This window comes from Psychrobacter sp. H26 (assembly GCF_059073035.1).
This window is the reverse complement of the sequence record NZ_JCACRW010000001.1, coordinates 1585085-1601832: the sequence shown is the minus strand read 5'-3', so window position 1 is coordinate 1601832 and position 16748 is coordinate 1585085. Positions and strand designations below refer to the sequence as shown.

Below are 16748 nucleotides of genomic sequence, written 5' to 3'. Positions count from 1 at the left end.
TAAAAGTGCCAGCAGCGAAAAACCAGCAGTGATCAACCAGTGAGGCAATTATGAATAGCGTAGAGAAACGGGCAATCCTCGGGGTCGGTGGTATCTTTGCCTTGCGAATGATTGGCTTGTTTATGATTGTGCCAGTGTTCTCTGTTTATGGGAGCAGTTATACGCATGCGACGCCGTTTTTGATTGGGCTGGCAGTCGGTATATATGGTTTGGGGCAAGCTATTTTTCAGATACCAATGAGCCTTGCTGCTGATAAGTTCCCGCGTAAACCCATTATATTTTTGGGATTGGTATTGTTTGCCATCGGCGGGATAATTGCGGCAAATGCGACTGACATATATGAGGTAATTATTGGACGGGCGCTAGCAGGTAGTGGTGCGGTCTCTGCGGTATTGATGGCGCTCTTAGCCGATGTGACTCGCGAGGAGATGCGCACCAAAGCAATGGCGACCATGGGTCTGACCATTGCGACCTCTATCATGCTTGCCTTTGCCTTTGGTCCATTGTTAGTCGGTTCGCTCGGTATATCTGGGCTGTTTTGGCTGACATCAGGGTTTGCCGTATTGGCGATGTTATTGCTGCTTGCCGTGCCAACACCGATGCGTGTGCTCAAACACAATTTAGACAATAAAACCATCGGTCAGCAACTGGCAACTGTCCTCAAGATTGGCGATCTTAACCGCTTACATATGGCTATATTTGCTTTGCATTTAACGATGACGGCTATATTTGTCATATTGCCGCATCAGCTGAGCGAAGTGATGGGGCTGTCAGTACGTCAGCAAGGACTGGTGTATTTGCCGCTGTTGTTCATTGGTTTTGCAATCGCGATACCTTTTATCATCATTGCCGAAAAGAAGCGCAAAATGCGTCAGGTGTTCTTGGCAGCGATAGCGCTAATGACCGCAGCGTTGGCCCTGCTTGCGCTGGGCAGTCAGGTTGGTGTCGGCATAATCTTGGGTTTGCTGCTGTACTTTATGGGCTTTAACTTACTTGAGGCCACCATTCCCTCATGGATCTCTAAGCGTGCCCCAGTTGCCAATAAAGCAACGGCGATGGGGCTTAACTCTTCGAGTCAGTTCTTCGGTGCGTTCGTTGGCGGGGCGATGGGTGGTTTACTGCTAAACCAGCCGAACTTATTGGCATGGGGTATCTTGGCTATCATTATGGGCGCCGCGCTATTGATCATTCTTCCGATTGCGCAGCCGCCTTATTTATCAAGTACGACAGTGACGATACCCAAAAACATCAATATCCAAGAGTGGTCACGTCAAATGCTCGCGGTAGATGGCGTTGATGAGCTGGTCGTGATGGCAAAAGAGCAGGTGGCTTATTTAAAATTAGATAAGACGCAATTGACGGACGACTCGCGTCAGCAGCTGTCAAGTTTGGCACAGAGTCCACTCGACCTCTAGTACGTTATTTATAGACTCATAAATTCGTAGAAGCGGGAATATTGTAGAAACGAAGATAAATGTGCAGCGCTGAGTAGACAATACTCCTATAGATGGCCATTATGAGTAAGTAGACATTAACCCTTTATCTCTATTTACAAGGAATTGATATGAGTAAGTTTAAAAAGCTAGCGATGGGTTTTGGACTGTCAGCCACGCTATTGGCTTCTGGCTGTGCGACACAGAATATTCAAGCCTATCAGAACACGACGCCGACGCTCGATATGCATGAGTTTTTCTCAGGTCAAATTGAGGGTTGGGGAATGTTCCAAGGTCGCAATGGTGAGGTCAAAAAACGTTTTTATGTCGATATTGATGCAACTCATGAAGGCGATGATGTCATCGTCTTAAATGAAAAGTTCTCATGGGCAGATGGCACAAAGTCTCAACGCATATGGCGTCTGACTGAACAATCAGACGGTCGCTGGGTTGGTACCGCTGGAGACGTCGTTGGTGCGGCAACAGGAGAGGTGGTAGGCAATACCTTGCACTGGAACTACGTATTAGAGCTACCTGTCGAAGATAAGACTTATAATGTCAATTTTGACGATTGGATGTATCTTATCAATGAAGATGTCATGCTCAATCGTTCAGTGATGACAAAGTTCGGCGTGGAGCTGGGCAGTGTGACGCTGAGTATGCACCGTCAAAACGCTACTGATAAGTAATTACTGTTAGGTAACTATTCTTAAGTAATGATTGATAGGACTGCGATTGGGTAGCACAGTAATTAGGTAGCGCTGATGTTAGACAACACGATACATCATCAAGCACAATAAAAAATGCTTAAAAGCACCCAGTATTCAGCGCATCTTGAAAACGGCAAAATACCCCTAATAGTGTAGAACTACGATAGTTTTGAGAAATTATGCAGGCGACATAGATTGACGTCTACCCTAAGTGGACTGTAGATATTTCGATAAAAATTGGTTAAAGTAAACTCATATAATTGATATTACTAAGAGTTGATAGCATCAAATGCTGCTATTAGATAACGATTAAAACAACTTATTAAATTATTCATCAATAAAAGGACGGTATCATGCGCGGAGTTAATAAAGTTATCATCATTGGTAACCTTGGAGCAGATCCTGAGGCACGTCAGTTCAATAATGGTGGCAGCGTGACCAATATTTCAGTTGCGACATCAGAGCAGTGGACAGACAAACAAAGCGGCGAAAAAAGAGAAGCGACAGAGTGGCATCGTATCTCGCTATTCAATCGTCTGGGTGAGATCGCCGCGCAGTATCTGCGTAAAGGCAGCAAGGTCTATATCGAAGGCAGTCTGCGTACGCGTAAATATCAAGACCAAAGTGGCCAAGATCGTTACATTACTGAGATTCGCGCTGAGCAAATGCAGATGCTTGATGGTCAGACTGGCGGTGGACAGGGACAAGGCAATAGTGGTGGTTTTAGTAACAACCAAGGTGGCTCAAATCAGGGTTATGACAATCAAAATGGCCAAAACAACTATGGTCAGCAAGGTAATAATCAGCCAGCACAGCAAGGCGGGTACAATAACCAAGCGAATGGTGGGCAAAACAGTTTTAATAACCAAAACGCACCTGCGCCGCAAAATCAGTTTAATCAATCAGCACAAAAGCCAGCACAGTCTAAGCCTACAGCAATGCCAGATGGTCCTGTAGATGATGATATTCCGTTCTGATGATGATAAGACATAGAACGTAAAGATAAAAATAGATAAAGAACCTCGCCACTGGCGGGGTTTTTTAATGTGTAATCATAAATAACTAAAAACTCAGTCACTGCTAAAATTCTAATATCAGCTTTGGTCATATTACAAGTTGATTGCTAAGACATATAAAAGCATCTATCTTTAGAAATACATAAAGATAAAACTTCTGTTTGTTTTTGCCTATTTTTCATTTTTAGATCATTTATTATCTTTATTCGTTTTTTGCCACAAGTAAATGGACAATAGCCACCTGCAAATAAAATTAATGCCATAAACTACTTTTCATGACTGTTTTTATTATCATTTTTTATATTGAAATTTATAAAAACTACCTTTCATACCTCATATAAACCGTTTGTTCTATCCAGTTTAATTGGGACTAACAGTTTATCGATGACATTGATATACTCAGCTCAAATAAAACTGCACACGACTTTAAGTATTGATGCTGCTACTAAAAAGTTATCTAGCAATAAATACGAATCAATTAAAGTTCGATCATGTGATGGTTTAAAACATAAAATTATTTGGGTTGGCATCTTACAGGCAGGGTGCTCATCTGACTGCCAGTACAGAGTATAAAGAATGAATGACGGTGATGTGTTTCGCAAAAGTGATGTGGGTAGAGAAGAGATAAAGTCTCAAAGTCTTGGTGTATTACCAAGAGAAGCAAGAACGTTGTTGATTATGATCGACGGTAAGCGAACCTACCAAAACTACCTAGATACACTCGATAATAGCAAAATTTTTGCTGACTTTGGTGGTGTTGCACCTCTATTTGAGCTGCTTTTAGAGCTTGAGTGTATCGAAGTGGCGAATACCATAAATACGCGTGCCCGTATCAAGACAGAACCTCAAGCATCTAGCAGCACGCAAGTGCCAGAGACCTTGCGATCTCAATCAACACAAAACTCGTTTGATACCAGTACCGAGACAGAGTTCGATCGTACTTTTAATAGTAAATCACCTAGCAGCGTTATAGACGCTGGCAAAAAATCGCTAGGCGGTATTTTTAAGTCAAAAATATCTGATAGCAATTATGGAACGATAAAATCGGACTTGGCGACTTATATTGAAAAAAACGCCCCACCTGCTGAGGCTTGGGGTTATCTGTTAAGTTTGGAGCAGTGCAATGACAGCTCACAATTGCTGCGATTGGCACAAGAGATACAAAAGAGCAGCAACGCAAATTTATCACGTGGTATGAATGAGTTTATCAAAAGAACTCAGTAGTAGAGTGGATAAAACAACTGGCTCGTTATCAAAAGTAAATAAGCTGTCTTTGCTTATTGGGCTATCAAATATGTACACACTATTAAATATCTACAAGCTATTAAATATTTACAAGCCTAACAAACTAATTGGAAAAACTTATGGAATCAGTCGATCTTTCAGAGTCAAATCGTCAAAAAATGCAACATGGAGAGCATCTCATTGTACGTTTGACTTATATTAGCCGTTATAACAATGATAATCTCAACGGTGAGGTGACTCGTATTCTTGAGCAAGCGCAGCAAAACAACGAGCGCAATGGTATTACTGGTGCTCTAGTATTTAACCACAATTATTTTTTGCAGAGTATTGAAGGGGCAAGACCAGTGATCAATGCACTGCTTAGAAAACTTGTCCAAGACGATCGCCACCACTCTTTACAGATCGTTGAGTGCCGCGAAGTGGATCAGCGTCACTGGAACAAATGGTCAATGAAATACTTGATTCCAAGCGATGAGAATAAAGGGATTGCTCTGAAGTTTTCGACAGGTAATGAGTTCAACCCCTACCTGATGAGTACCAACCAAATTATGATGTTGATTGATACGTTATCGGAGCTTCAAGAGCAAGAAGGACAGCGTACTTCTCAAAAGAAAAAACCTTGGTATGCTTTTGGCTAATTGGTTGATGCCTATAGAGTCTACCTGCTTCCATAACTTTTTTATAAGAGAAAAATATGACATCAGTAAATACAGATGCTCACATCTTAATGAGCATGACCTATGCCAGTCGCGCAAACCCAGATGTATCGGCTACTGACTTCAACGAGATATTGCAGCAAGCACAGATCAATAACGCCGCCAACGGTATTACTGGCATGCTGACATTTAATAAAGATTATTTTTTGCAGACCGTAGAAGGTCCAAGAGCGCAAATTAATCGTTTGCTATATAGCCTGATTGCTGATGAGCGTCATTACGATTTACAGGTTATTGAAACGCGAGAATTAAAGCACAGAGAATGGTCAAAGTGGTCTATGAATTACGCATCTCCAACCGAAGAGAACGCTGCTGTGTATCTAAAATACTCTACTACGAATGGGTTCAATCCATATTTGTTGAATGCTGACTCTGCCAATGGCTTGATGAATGAGCTGAGTGCTCAAAAAGGCTAGATAAAATATCTCGGTCTTAATAACAGTCAAATACCCTAGAGTTAATCAAAAAATATTTTGAGATAATAATTAGGATAACAGTCGATTGACTTTGGTTGTATCTAGTATAATGAATATTTGTTATGACTAATAATGCTTTATTGCCAATAACGCTCAATTGATAGTATGACGAGATATCAAAACAGCAACGAATGGTTTTTGATAAATGAATGATTAAGCAAATTTTTGAAGATGTAATATCGACTTAGTTAAAATAGTGTTAATGATGAATGAATATTCATTCAGGTTCTTAGTAGAGATGATAGCTCTATTGAGGTGAATAACTTTTATACAATTGGATTTATTATGAGCAAAAACAACGCAATCGATTTAGACAACTTAAACGTAGACGAGCTACGTGCTATTACTGAAAATGCACAACAGCTTATCGCCAAAAAACAGCATCAGCGTTTATATGACGCTTATATGCAGTTCGAAAAAATCGCAAAAGAGAGCAACGCGACTATCGAAGAGATCTTAAAAGCTGGTGAGACGTTAGAGAAAAAACGCAGTATTAAGTACCGCAATGGGGATAACAACGAAGAGACTTGGACTGGTCGTGGACGTAAACCAACGTGGTTGGTCGAAGCACTCGCAGCAGGTCGTGATCTTGAAGACTTTGCGATCTAATGGTGTAGACCTAGGTCGTCATACGGCACGCAGACGAGCTTAGCAGTCTTGTAGATAGTGGTTTATTTACAAGTATTTAGTCGTAAGTGACGTAGCACCGCAAAACAGAGAAGCCAGTATCTATGTTGCCAGTATTTTGGCAAAAAGATACTGGCTTTTTTTCTGTCATCTATAGGCCATTGTTTGTTATGATAATGACGTTTTGGTCTTATATAAGAGTTGTGCAACTGTGACCCAAGTATCTGAGTTGTCTCATAAACGTCCTCGTAAGCTTTGGTGGCTGATCGGGTTCGTATTGTTTGCACTATTTGCCGTGTTGCAGATGCCAGCGGCTTGGCTACTTGAGAAATATGCGCCCAATACTCCATATGTACAGCATGTGTCAGGCAATGTCTGGCAGGGCTCTGCTATCTGGCAACTTCCCATATCATCGACACCGCTCATAGGCATGGCCGACTGGTCATGGCAGCCATGGCAACTGCTCACAGGTAAGCTTGGCGCAGATATCAACATAAAAACAGAGCAAACAAGACTGAATGGACAGGTCAAGCTTGGTTTTAACTCATGGCAAGTCGACGATATGAGTGGGAAAATCGCGCCTGAGACTCTAAAAAGTGTCGTTGACTGGCAATTACCCAATACGCCTATTCAGGTCAATGGCGTCTCATTGACGCGCTTATCTGATGACGCCGACAACAAGGTAACATCAGAAACTTCTAACAATGCATCTACTCAGAGTACTACTGGATTCATTGCTGCAGAGGGACAACTGACATGGGTAGGCGGTGAGGTGGGCTATCCCAGTGGCGGCAAAGTTTTTTATCTGACTATGCCTGCATTACGCGCAGAGCTGAGCGCAGAGCAGAAAAACAATAGAAACCTTCTGCATATCAACTTGTTGAATAATCAAGATAAGCGTCTGGGTGATCTGTATATAGACGGTGATAATATGCTGGATGTCAGTCTGACCCAGCGCCTACTAGAAAACATGCCTGAGTACAAAGGACAGGCACCGCAAGATACGCCAGTCGTTAGTGTGCGTCAACCGTTGCTAACTGGTCTAGGGGCAAACTAAATGGCCAATATGACCGCAAGCCTAAAACCCGTTATAAATACTCTCAATCGTTTTTCAGGATGGTTATTGCTACTCGCCATTGCTTGGTTATGTTGGACAGCTGCCCGTCTTTTGTGGTTATTGTTGGCAGCGCCCTTAGCACCTGCATTACCGCTAGCCCCTTTGCAAAGTAATGCAAAGTCTACCAATGATTACAGTGGTTTGTTTGCGATATTTGCTGATCCCGATCCCATTGCGGCGGCAGTCCAGCCACCACCCAACGTTGAGCTCAAAGGGGTGTTGCTAGCGATACCTGAGAGTATGTCTTCGGCATTACTTAATATTAATGGTGAGGTGAAAAACTACCGAATCGGTGATGGACTAAAAGATAGTGACTATATTCTTGTCGCTGTTGATTGGAATTCAGTTATTATCGCTGATGCTAATGATAAAGAAACCATCATTAGCATGCCGGATGCCATGATACTAGATCAAAGCAAAATGCTGGCAGGTAGCATTAGTAATCAGCGCTTGCCTAATAACAGCCTATTACCGACTGCTCCTCAGGCATTGCAAGAGACACCTTCTGAGCCCGCAGTAGAGACGAGTGAAAGTAGTCCACAATCAGCTATTGAGGAGGCGGTCACGGCGCTGCAAGAAAACCCTGCCAGTTATTTGAGTAGAATGGGGGTAATGGCGTCAGGTGAGAGCTATCAAGTGACAGCCGCGATGCCGTCAAAACTACGTAATCGATTAGGGCTTGAGCCGGGTGACAAAGTACTGACAGTAAATGGACAAAGCGTGGGTAATAATCCGGATCAAGATGCGGGCGTGTTACAGCAAGTACAGCAAGCAGGTGAAGCACAGATCGAGGTTCAACGTGGTGAGCAAGTCATTACGATTCGCCAGCAGTTCTAGCACGGCGGCTCTTTAGCACAGGTTGCTCGTTAAAAACTCAGTACATATTATGCAATATCATTGTAGGTAATTATAAATATGGTAAGTTTTCATCAATTTTCAGCCACACCTTTACATCGTGTTCTGCAGCGCTTGATGCGTCTAAGCCGTCCTATCTGCCTAGCGGTACCATTGTGGGCAGCCAGTATGGGTCTTGCGAGTGCTGAGAGTTGGAAGGTCAACTTACAAGATGCCGATATCAAAGCTTTTATCAATGAAGTGGCAACCATCACTGATCAAAATTTTGTCCTTGATCCTCGTATCAATGGCAACGTAACGGTCATCTCCAACAAAGCCTTATCCCGTGATGAAATTTATCAGCTGTTTTTGAGTGTGATGCAGGTCAATGGTATCGCGGCGATTGAGTCGGGTACGACGACCAAGCTAGTGCCGGATAATGTTGCTAAGCAATCTGGCGTTGCTGTTGATTTGCGTGGCAACAGTGTTGGGGAGTCATTGGCAACCCGAGTGATCTATTTGACAAATACCCAGGCTGCGGAGGTTTTAGGGGTCATACGGCCACTGATGCCGCAGTCAGCCCACGCTGCTGCGGTACCTGGTGTAAATGCGCTTGTGCTATCGGATCGAGCAGATAGCCTCAATCAGCTGACAGCGCTTATCCGTGATTTGGACAGTAACGTCAATGATAGTTTACAAGTGATTCCATTACGTCACGTCGATGCCGAACGTATGATGGAGCTCATTAGTGCGTTGGTCGCAAATGCTGGTAGCGGTCAAGCGCAAGGTAGTAACAATCAGCTAAAGGTCATCGCTGATACCTCAAGCGATAGACTGCTGGTCAAAGGCAGTCCTGAGATGATTGCCAAAGTTCAGGAGATGGTCAATCAGCTCGATACTACGCCGACAAGACGCCTAAGTGGCCTCCGTGTCTTTCGCCTAAAGTATGCTAGTGCCACTCACATCGCCGATATGCTAAGAGGATTGCTGGCCAATCAGTCGATCAATAGCGCTGGTGCAACATCCACATTAGAATCAGCCTCTTTAAATGATGCAAGCAGCATAGGCGCATCCATCAATAGTGCTGCAAATGAAAGTATTAATAATAGCAGCCCCTCAGTGGTACCCACCAGCAATGTAGGCGTAGCGAGTACAGGCGTCGGGGGCCGACCGTTTAGTATCATTGCTGATGAAACGCAAAATGCCGTTATCGTGAATGCTGCGCCTGAGCTCATGTTTGAGATTGAAGACGCCGTCAATCAATTAGACAGTCGCCGTGCGCAGGTATTGATTCAGGCTGCTATTGTAGAAGTTTCAGGAGATGATGCGACTCAGCTCGGTGTTCAGTGGGCGCTTGGCAATGCCAACAGCGGTTACGGCGTTGTGAATTTTAATAATGTCGGCGCTAGTGCAACGACGCTGGCTGCCGCTGCACTGGCAGGGAGCAGTACGGGTATAAGTGCGGCTGCCAGCTCTATCGTTGGTGCATTGGTCGGTATCGGTGACAGTCGAACAGACAGTCAAGGGAATACTGAGTTTTATGGTGCTATTTTGCAGGCACTTGATTCTTCTACCAGTGCCAATCTACTATCTATGCCGTCTATTTTGACATTAGACAATGAAAAAGCCAGTATTCTGGTTGGACAGAATGTTCCTTTTGTCACAGGCTCATTCACCACTAGCGGCAATGATTCAAACAACCCTTTCCAGACCATCGACCGTCAAGACATTGGTATCAACCTTAATGTCATTCCGCACATTGGCGATAACGGCACAGTACGTTTGGAGGTGTCTCAAGAAGTCTCGTCTGTCGTACCAGGCAGTACTGGCAATGCTAGTGGCTTAATCACTAATAAAAGCCTTATTAATACGACAATTTTAGCAGATGATCAGCAGACCATCGCTTTAGGCGGTTTGATGCGTGACAACAGCACCACGCGCCAACAAAAAGTTCCAGGTCTTGGTAATGTTCCGCTGATTGGAAGATTATTCCGCTCTGATAATGACAGTACCCAAAAGAGCAATTTGATCATATTTTTGCAGCCAACTATCTTGCGTGATGGTGGTGCGGTCGCGAGTGTGACTGAGCGCAAGTTCAATCAGATGCGTGTACTGCAGCTGGTCATTGACAAAAACGGCACGATTAAACAACTGCCACTGAGTGGTACACAAGGTTGGGACGGTGATGTCAGTGCAGACTACGAGTTAATGCCACTCAACCCGCTCATTCCTAAGCGTGATCAGACCCCAAATTCAACTTCTCAAGGTTTTACCAAGGTAGACAGTCCTAATAGTGGTATAACGACCTATCCGCTAAGTCGTTAAAGCTAACGTAGTTCGCTACTAGTTATTTGCTACTGTAGATCGCCAATGTCCCTTAATTACTATGAGCCAATGCACGATATAATTGTATAGTTATGTCGTACATTGGCTTGCGTGTTCACAATATAGCCACTACTATACTAAACATTAGTAGAATAATATTGCGTATCCGATATCTGTTGATATGATTTATATTCAGGTAGTAAATGGAGCCAAAATGGCAAATCATAAAATGTTTAAGAAATGGCTGGCCCTGAGCGCTATTGCTACCGCTTTGACGCTCATTCCTCGGCGCAGCAGCCGCAACGCTGACACAGAGGTATCCAATGAAGACTGCAACAAAGCCAGTGATCAAAGTAGCTCTCATGATGATACGAACGCTAATTAGATCACGTATTAAATAGGCAGTGCAGGCTTTTTATATTGGGTTTTATAGTTAGCGCATCAGCTGTTAATATAGTCATTGGTATAATATGATGATTGATAAGGTATTTTGCTAAAACAGTTATTTTGGAGCATATCAATGGCGGCTACCGAGTCATCGACTCTCGATAAAAAAACATCAGTCAGGATGTATCCCCTCATTGATACACATACTCATTTTGATACGCCAGTATTTGATGATGATCGAGCTTGGCAGGTACAGCGTGCTTATAGTCAAGGTGTACGCCATTTAGTGTTGGTAGGTTACTTATATCAGTATTTTGAGCGGATGTACGACACTGAGCAGGTACTGAACAAAAAAGCGTCACAGTCTTCTGCCAGCGATATTCAATATCAGGACGAACCTTATATACATACTCATATTGCGCTGGGTTTGCATCCTTTTTATATCGAACAGCATGCTGACGAGCACCTGATAGCATTGGCACAGATGGTGATAGAGCGCCGCCCTTTAGCTATTGGTGAGATCGGCCTAGATACATTTACTGATGCGATGAAAGCGCCTAGTGTATTTGCTAGGCAAAAGCGCTTTTTTGAGGCGCAATTAGATATTGCAGTGACCCATAAATTGCCAGTGATGCTACATATTCGTAAGGCACATGCCGAAGCACTCGCTATATTAAAAGCGCATGATTATGATGCACATGAATTGGGTGGTATTGCCCATAGCTTTAGCGGCGGTGAACAAGAGGCCAAGGCTTTTGTAAAATTGGGATTTAAGCTGGGCGTTACCGGTCAGATTACCAATCCAAATGCCAAAAAACTCCGCCGTGCGATTACAGCCGTTGTTGAAGAGTATGGTATAGCATGTTTGGTGATAGAGACTGACTGCCCAGATATGACGCCTATGATGTGTCAAACATCGCATGATGAGCATTCAGAGTCTGGACAAAGCCCCTATAATGAAAGAGAAAATGCCCATAAGCACGATAGAAATGTCCCTGCTAATTTGCCTTGGGTGCTAATAAGTCTGAGTGAGCTATTGGGCGTATCACGTGATAAACTTGCTAAGCAGTTGTGGCAAAATAGCTGTGACGCCCTAAAAGTAACATGGACCTATCCGGCATGACTAATCTTGCATGACTAATCTTGCATGACCATGAGAGACGATAGGAAAATGGAAAAGGCGAGGAAGGCAAGGGGTAAAACGCAAGTCATAAATGTCGTGGTTAGCACATAAAGCAATAGTTATCATTAAAAAGAGTAATTCGAACCGTTATGAATGAAACACAACAATTTGAGCCGCCAAAATTAAAAGAAAACGCTCTAGTACAACGCGCCACTGATCAAGAAAGTGAGCAGTATGATCGCCGTTTTCAAGGGACGCGCACGCTCTATGGTACGTCAGCGGTAGATACTTTTGCGGCAGCTCATATCTACGTTATTGGCGTAGGGGGTGTGGGCTCTTGGGCCGCTGAGGCACTGGCTCGAACAGCAGTAGGTACCATCACTTTGATTGATTTGGATGTATTGGTCGCCTCTAATGTCAATCGGCAGCTACCTGCTTTAGACAGTAGCTTTGGTCAAAGTAAGATTGCGGCAATGGCAGCACGTATCAAAGAGATTAACCCCAAAGTGACGTTGAATCTTATTGATGATTTTTTGACAGTAGATAACGTCGCTGCCCTACTACCAAGTCTTGATGATGCAAAAGCTGCTGCCAAGCAAGGTAAGCCCATAGTAGTGTTAGACTGCGTAGATGACATGAATGCCAAGCTAGCAATCGCACTGCATTGCCGTTTTAATAAACTAAAGCTCGTCTGTGCGGGCGGTGCAGGCGGCAAAATAGATCCAAGTCAAGTTAGAGTAAGCGATTTGCGCGACAGCTATCAAGATCCACTACTGGCCAAACTGCGCAATAAATTACGTCATGAAAAAGGCATCAATAGCGCACTAAAAGAGAAGTTCGGTATCAAGTGCGTTTATTCTATAGAACCGCCACATGTAGACAAGAGTTGCCAAGCAGGCGGTTTACAGTGTGGAGGCTATGGGTCAGCAGTGGTTGTCACATCGGTAGTAGCAATGATTATGGTCAATGAAGCATTACAATTATTGATAAAACAGACGAGCCATCAACCGAGCGTCTGATATTATTTAATGGAGTCTACCTTGTCTATATCTAACTCACCCAAACAAAGTTACCCAGTCGCGGTAGGTGAAATAGAGCGTATCAATAAGCTCAGAAAATATCAGGTGCTCAATGAAGACGAAGAGCCAGCATTTGATAGACTGGTCGACCTTGTAAAGTTATTCTTTGACGTACCCGTGGTCACGATCACTTTTATGGACGAAGAAACGCAGTATCTAAAACCAGCCTGCAAATTTGAGACGATGTCTGAGAGTGTCAGTACAGCACCACGCGAAATGGCTTTTTGTAATTACACCATACTGTCTGATGATGTGTTAATAGTACCCGATACATTGGAAGACAGCCGATTTAGCCAAAGCCCAATGGTCACAGGGTCGCCATACTTAAGGTTTTATGTTGGTGCCCCAATTTTGCTACACGAAGACAATAAAAACTATCGTCTAGGCACGTTGTGTCTCATGGATATCAAGCCAAACCATAATTTTGATGCCCAGCAAGAGCAAATATTAGCGCAGTTTGCCATGATGGCAGCAGACGCATTGCAATTACAAGACAAACAGCGTGATGCCAAGCATGCCAATGAAATGAAATCTAGTTTCTTGGCCAACATGAGTCATGAAATACGCACGCCAATGAATGGCATCATTGGTATGGTAGAAATGCTGGGTGATACCGAGCTTAGTGCTGAACAACGAGAATACGTGGATAATATTAAGGTCTCAAACGAGCATTTGATGGTGATTATCAATGGTATTTTGGACTTATCGAAGGTTGAATCGGGCAAAATGACCATCGATTCTATCCCATTGAATTTATCGACATTATGTAATGAAGTGGTCAGTCTGTTCTCTATCAAAGCACGTCAACGAGGTTTGACGTTAGATTATCATTATACTGAGTCATTATCGCCTTACGTGAAAGGAGATCCAGTACGCCTTAAGCAAATCATAGCAAATCTGGTCAACAATGCGATAAAGTTCACTCGTGAGGGTGGGCGCGTGAGCATCGATGTCAGGCATATGGACAACTGTTATTGCGAGGAGATTGACAAGACTGGCGACAATAAGGGCGTAGTAAACAATAAGTCTGACAAAAATATGACCTTATGTATTGAGGTGACAGATACGGGTGTTGGTATCAAACCTGAATCGTTAGAAGCAATATTTGATGCTTATGATCAAGCCAATAAGTTTACGCATCGCCTCTATGGTGGCACCGGTCTAGGTCTCTCGGTCTGCAAGTCTCTAGTTGATCTGATGGAGGGCTATATCCATGTGGAGAGTAGAGTGGGAGTGGGTACGACCTTTCGTGTTCTATTGCCCTTGCCAACTATTGACGAGAATAAGTACGAAACATGGCAAGACTCTAACGATCTAACATTGACAGAGCCGAGCCATGAGCGTGCAGGACATATCTTGTTGGTTGAAGATGATGCCGTCAATGCAATCATTGCCAAAAAGGCGCTGACCAGTAGTGGTCACAAGGTGACGCATGTGACAGATGGTCAACAAGCCATTGAAGCTTTTGCGCTATTCCCTAACCGTTATGACGTTATTTTGATGGATCATCACATGCCGATCTTGGATGGTGTACAGGCAACTATCAAGTTACATGAGCTTTATGACCCTCAAGACCTGCCACCCATTATCGCATTGACTGCCAATGCTATGGATGGCGAGCGTGAAAAGTACTTAAAAGTTGGTATGCAGGATTATTGCACCAAACCCTTTAAACAAGAGCAGCTTAACGCTTTGGTACAATACTGGTTGATGCAGAAGCCGCCATTAGAAGAAGAGTAAACAGTAGGCAGCATTTATGGTAACGTCGTGGTGTAAACGACTAATTTAGCAGTAAAGCGATAGTTATAAAAACAAAAAAGCTTAACCACTCTATTGGTGGTTAAGCTTTTTTGTTGATGATAGTGATACAAGTATCAGCTGCCAGCTAGTCTTATAGATCGGTTAGCTCACACGAGTCTGATAGTCGCCAGTACGAGTATCAACACGAACAACTTCACCTTGCTGCACAAATAGAGGAACACGTACAACGGCACCTGTCTCTAGCTTGGCAGGCTTACCGCCACCACCTGACGTGTCACCGCGTACGCCAGGATCAGTTTCTGTAATCTGCAATTCAACAAAGTTAGGCGGCGTGACTGATAATGGAGAGCCGTTGAACAGAGTGATGGTACACAATGCATTACTGTTCTCTTTTAGCCATTTAGGAGCATCACCGATGGCGTTTTTGTCAGCTTGAATCTGCTCAAAGCTTTCAGGATGCATGAAATGCCAAAACTCACCATCGTTGTATAGATAGTTCATTTCAGTATCCATCACATCAGCGGCTTCTAAGCTATCGCCTGATTTGAATGTTTGCTCTAATACCTTACCGCTACGAAGGTTACGCAATTTAACGCGGTTAAAGGCTTGGCCTTTACCAGGCTTTACAAACTCGTTTTCAAGAATGGCACAAGGGTTGCCATCAAGCATAACTTTTAGACCAGCTTTGAATTCATTAGTAGAAAAACTTGCCACAAGAGACTCCTAGGGGTTGTAATAGATGAGGCTGACTATACCAAAAGCTATTGTTCAGCCAAGTATTTACGTATCAGCGGGTATACTTTGATAGGGTAGACACTAAGGGCGTATAATATCGGATTTTGGGTACAGGTAGTAGGCTGTCATGATAAACCATTTAATCACACAAAAAAACTGGCAAAATCAATTATCCGAAGCCATTACGTCCGTTGACGAGCTGCTGAGTATCCTACAGCTGGAGTCATTGCGTGCCGATGTCTATATACCCAAGCATTTTGCGCTACGTGTGCCGCGCGCTTTTGTAGCAAAAATGGTCGTGGGTGACCGTGATGATCCGTTATTGAAGCAAGTACTGCCGGATCAGCAGGAACAAATCAACGTCACAGGCTACGTGGCCGATCCTTTGAGTGAAACTACTCAAAACCCTATCAAGGGCATGCTACATAAATACCAGTCGAGAGTCCTGTTGACAATTACGGGGGCGTGCGCCATTCATTGTCGCTACTGCTTTCGTCAGCACTTTGACTATAGCGCCAATATGCCTACTGCGGACGCAAAACAAAATATCATCAATTATATTGGCGAACACCCCGAGATTAATGAAGTGATTTTAAGTGGAGGTGATCCATTAAATGTGACCAACAGACGCTTATTTGCATGGTTAGATGCTCTTGAGTCTGTTGCGCAGCTCACTACGATTAGGCTGCATACCCGCTTGCCACTCGTCATCCCAGCGCGTTTAGATACCGATCTATTAGATAGACTGTCTCAAAGTCGTTGCCGTATCGTCATGGTGATCCATTGCAATCATGCCAATGAGATTGATGAATTAACAGCTGAATACTTGCAACGTGTCCGGGCAGCTGGCGTTACGCTATTGAATCAGGCAGTGTTATTAAAAAGTGTCAATGACACTGTCGACGCACAAGTGCAGCTTAGTCAGCGTTTGTTTGCTTCTGGCGTATTACCATACTATTTGCATGTGCTAGATAAAGTGGCTGGTGCCGCACATTTCGATAGCGACGAGCGGTCGTCAATTGAGCTTTACTGGTCACTATTATCAGCATTACCAGGATATTTGGTACCTAAGCTGGTGAGAGAGTTGCCGAATAGACCGTTTAAAGTGCCGATTGACATTTACAGCAAGGCTTAGTTTAGGCAATATGGTGTTTTGAATAGCAA

At 43.6% G+C, this 16748-nt stretch carries 16 protein-coding genes; 15 read left to right on the top strand and 1 reads right to left on the bottom strand.

Annotated features, from left to right (window positions below):
• Positions 1 to 50: 50 nt before the first annotated feature.
• From AC5JPT_RS06580 to AC5JPT_RS06515, 14 genes are all read left to right on the top strand, one after another.
• Complete coding sequence (locus tag AC5JPT_RS06580) at positions 51 to 1415, top strand: MFS transporter (protein ID WP_493857541.1); 1365 nt, start codon at positions 51 to 53, stop codon at positions 1413 to 1415.
• A gap of 149 nt (positions 1416 to 1564) precedes the next feature.
• Positions 1565 to 2122 (top strand): DUF3833 domain-containing protein, encoded by a 558-nt coding sequence (locus tag AC5JPT_RS06575; RefSeq protein WP_493857540.1) that lies wholly within the window; start codon positions 1565 to 1567, stop codon positions 2120 to 2122.
• Between the two features lie 374 nt (positions 2123 to 2496).
• On the top strand, positions 2497 to 3120 hold the full coding sequence (gene ssb / locus AC5JPT_RS06570) for a single-stranded DNA-binding protein (RefSeq protein ID WP_493857539.1): 624 nt from the start codon (positions 2497 to 2499) through the stop codon (positions 3118 to 3120).
• Between the two features lie 615 nt (positions 3121 to 3735).
• Complete coding sequence (locus AC5JPT_RS06565; RefSeq protein ID WP_493857538.1) at positions 3736 to 4383, top strand: hypothetical protein; 648 nt, start codon at positions 3736 to 3738, stop codon at positions 4381 to 4383.
• 140 nt (positions 4384 to 4523) lie between these two features.
• A complete protein-coding gene (locus tag AC5JPT_RS06560; RefSeq protein WP_201607541.1) occupies positions 4524 to 5042 on the top strand; it encodes a BLUF domain-containing protein in 519 nt (172 codons plus the stop codon).
• A gap of 56 nt (positions 5043 to 5098) precedes the next feature.
• On the top strand, positions 5099 to 5536 hold the full coding sequence (locus AC5JPT_RS06555; protein WP_201607542.1) for a BLUF domain-containing protein: 438 nt from the start codon (positions 5099 to 5101) through the stop codon (positions 5534 to 5536).
• 345 nt (positions 5537 to 5881) lie between these two features.
• Positions 5882 to 6205, top strand: a complete 324-nt coding sequence (locus tag AC5JPT_RS06550; RefSeq protein WP_201607544.1) for an H-NS histone family protein — start codon at positions 5882 to 5884, stop codon at positions 6203 to 6205.
• A gap of 229 nt (positions 6206 to 6434) precedes the next feature.
• Complete coding sequence (gene gspN / locus AC5JPT_RS06545) at positions 6435 to 7280, top strand: type II secretion system protein N (RefSeq protein ID WP_493857537.1); 846 nt, start codon at positions 6435 to 6437, stop codon at positions 7278 to 7280.
• Positions 7281 to 8177 (top strand): type II secretion system protein N, encoded by an 897-nt coding sequence (locus tag AC5JPT_RS06540; RefSeq protein WP_493857536.1) that lies wholly within the window; start codon positions 7281 to 7283, stop codon positions 8175 to 8177.
• Positions 8178 to 8255: 78 nt separating this feature from the next.
• On the top strand, positions 8256 to 10499 hold the full coding sequence (gspD, locus tag AC5JPT_RS06535) for a type II secretion system secretin GspD (protein ID WP_493857535.1): 2244 nt from the start codon (positions 8256 to 8258) through the stop codon (positions 10497 to 10499).
• Between the two features lie 214 nt (positions 10500 to 10713).
• A complete protein-coding gene (locus AC5JPT_RS06530; RefSeq protein WP_493857534.1) occupies positions 10714 to 10884 on the top strand; it encodes a hypothetical protein in 171 nt (56 codons plus the stop codon).
• 183 nt (positions 10885 to 11067) lie between these two features.
• Positions 11068 to 12009: a TatD family hydrolase gene (locus tag AC5JPT_RS06525; RefSeq protein WP_493858441.1), complete on the top strand. Its 942-nt coding sequence runs from the start codon at positions 11068 to 11070 to the stop codon at positions 12007 to 12009.
• A gap of 149 nt (positions 12010 to 12158) precedes the next feature.
• Positions 12159 to 13028 carry a tRNA threonylcarbamoyladenosine dehydratase gene (locus AC5JPT_RS06520; protein WP_493857533.1) on the top strand — a complete coding sequence of 290 codons (870 nt, stop codon included), beginning with the start codon at positions 12159 to 12161 and terminating at the stop codon, positions 13026 to 13028.
• 21 nt (positions 13029 to 13049) lie between these two features.
• Complete coding sequence (locus AC5JPT_RS06515; protein ID WP_493857532.1) at positions 13050 to 14828, top strand: GAF domain-containing hybrid sensor histidine kinase/response regulator; 1779 nt, start codon at positions 13050 to 13052, stop codon at positions 14826 to 14828.
• A gap of 162 nt (positions 14829 to 14990) precedes the next feature.
• On the opposite strand, the gene efp is transcribed toward AC5JPT_RS06515, so the two are convergent.
• Positions 14991 to 15563: an elongation factor P gene (gene efp / locus AC5JPT_RS06510; protein WP_443525856.1), complete on the bottom strand. Its 573-nt coding sequence runs from the start codon at positions 15561 to 15563 to the stop codon at positions 14991 to 14993.
• A gap of 148 nt (positions 15564 to 15711) precedes the next feature.
• On the opposite strand from efp, the gene epmB reads away from it, so the two are divergent.
• Positions 15712 to 16719, top strand: coding sequence for an EF-P beta-lysylation protein EpmB (gene epmB, locus AC5JPT_RS06505; RefSeq protein WP_493857531.1), 1008 nt, complete (start codon positions 15712 to 15714; stop codon positions 16717 to 16719).
• The last annotated feature ends 29 nt before the right edge of the window (positions 16720 to 16748 follow it).

What these genes read in the sequence shown, in the direction of transcription:
- AC5JPT_RS06550 (WP_201607544.1), top strand. Translation starts at nt 5,882, where the DNA reads ATGAGCAAAAACAACGCAATCGATTTAGACAACTTAAACGTAGACGAG.
- AC5JPT_RS06565 (WP_493857538.1), top strand. Translation starts at nt 3,736, where the DNA reads ATGAATGACGGTGATGTGTTTCGCAAAAGTGATGTGGGTAGAGAAGAG.
- AC5JPT_RS06520 (WP_493857533.1), top strand. Translation starts at nt 12,159, where the DNA reads ATGAATGAAACACAACAATTTGAGCCGCCAAAATTAAAAGAAAACGCT.
- AC5JPT_RS06560 (WP_201607541.1), top strand. Translation starts at nt 4,524, where the DNA reads ATGGAATCAGTCGATCTTTCAGAGTCAAATCGTCAAAAAATGCAACAT.
- AC5JPT_RS06540 (WP_493857536.1), top strand. Translation starts at nt 7,281, where the DNA reads ATGGCCAATATGACCGCAAGCCTAAAACCCGTTATAAATACTCTCAAT.
- AC5JPT_RS06555 (WP_201607542.1), top strand. Translation starts at nt 5,099, where the DNA reads ATGACATCAGTAAATACAGATGCTCACATCTTAATGAGCATGACCTAT.
- AC5JPT_RS06525 (WP_493858441.1), top strand. Translation starts at nt 11,068, where the DNA reads ATGTATCCCCTCATTGATACACATACTCATTTTGATACGCCAGTATTT.
- AC5JPT_RS06530 (WP_493857534.1), top strand. Translation starts at nt 10,714, where the DNA reads ATGGCAAATCATAAAATGTTTAAGAAATGGCTGGCCCTGAGCGCTATT.
- epmB (WP_493857531.1), top strand. Translation starts at nt 15,712, where the DNA reads ATGATAAACCATTTAATCACACAAAAAAACTGGCAAAATCAATTATCC.
- AC5JPT_RS06575 (WP_493857540.1), top strand. Translation starts at nt 1,565, where the DNA reads ATGAGTAAGTTTAAAAAGCTAGCGATGGGTTTTGGACTGTCAGCCACG.
- AC5JPT_RS06580 (WP_493857541.1), top strand. Translation starts at nt 51, where the DNA reads ATGAATAGCGTAGAGAAACGGGCAATCCTCGGGGTCGGTGGTATCTTT.
- gspD (WP_493857535.1), top strand. Translation starts at nt 8,256, where the DNA reads ATGGTAAGTTTTCATCAATTTTCAGCCACACCTTTACATCGTGTTCTG.
- ssb (WP_493857539.1), top strand. Translation starts at nt 2,497, where the DNA reads ATGCGCGGAGTTAATAAAGTTATCATCATTGGTAACCTTGGAGCAGAT.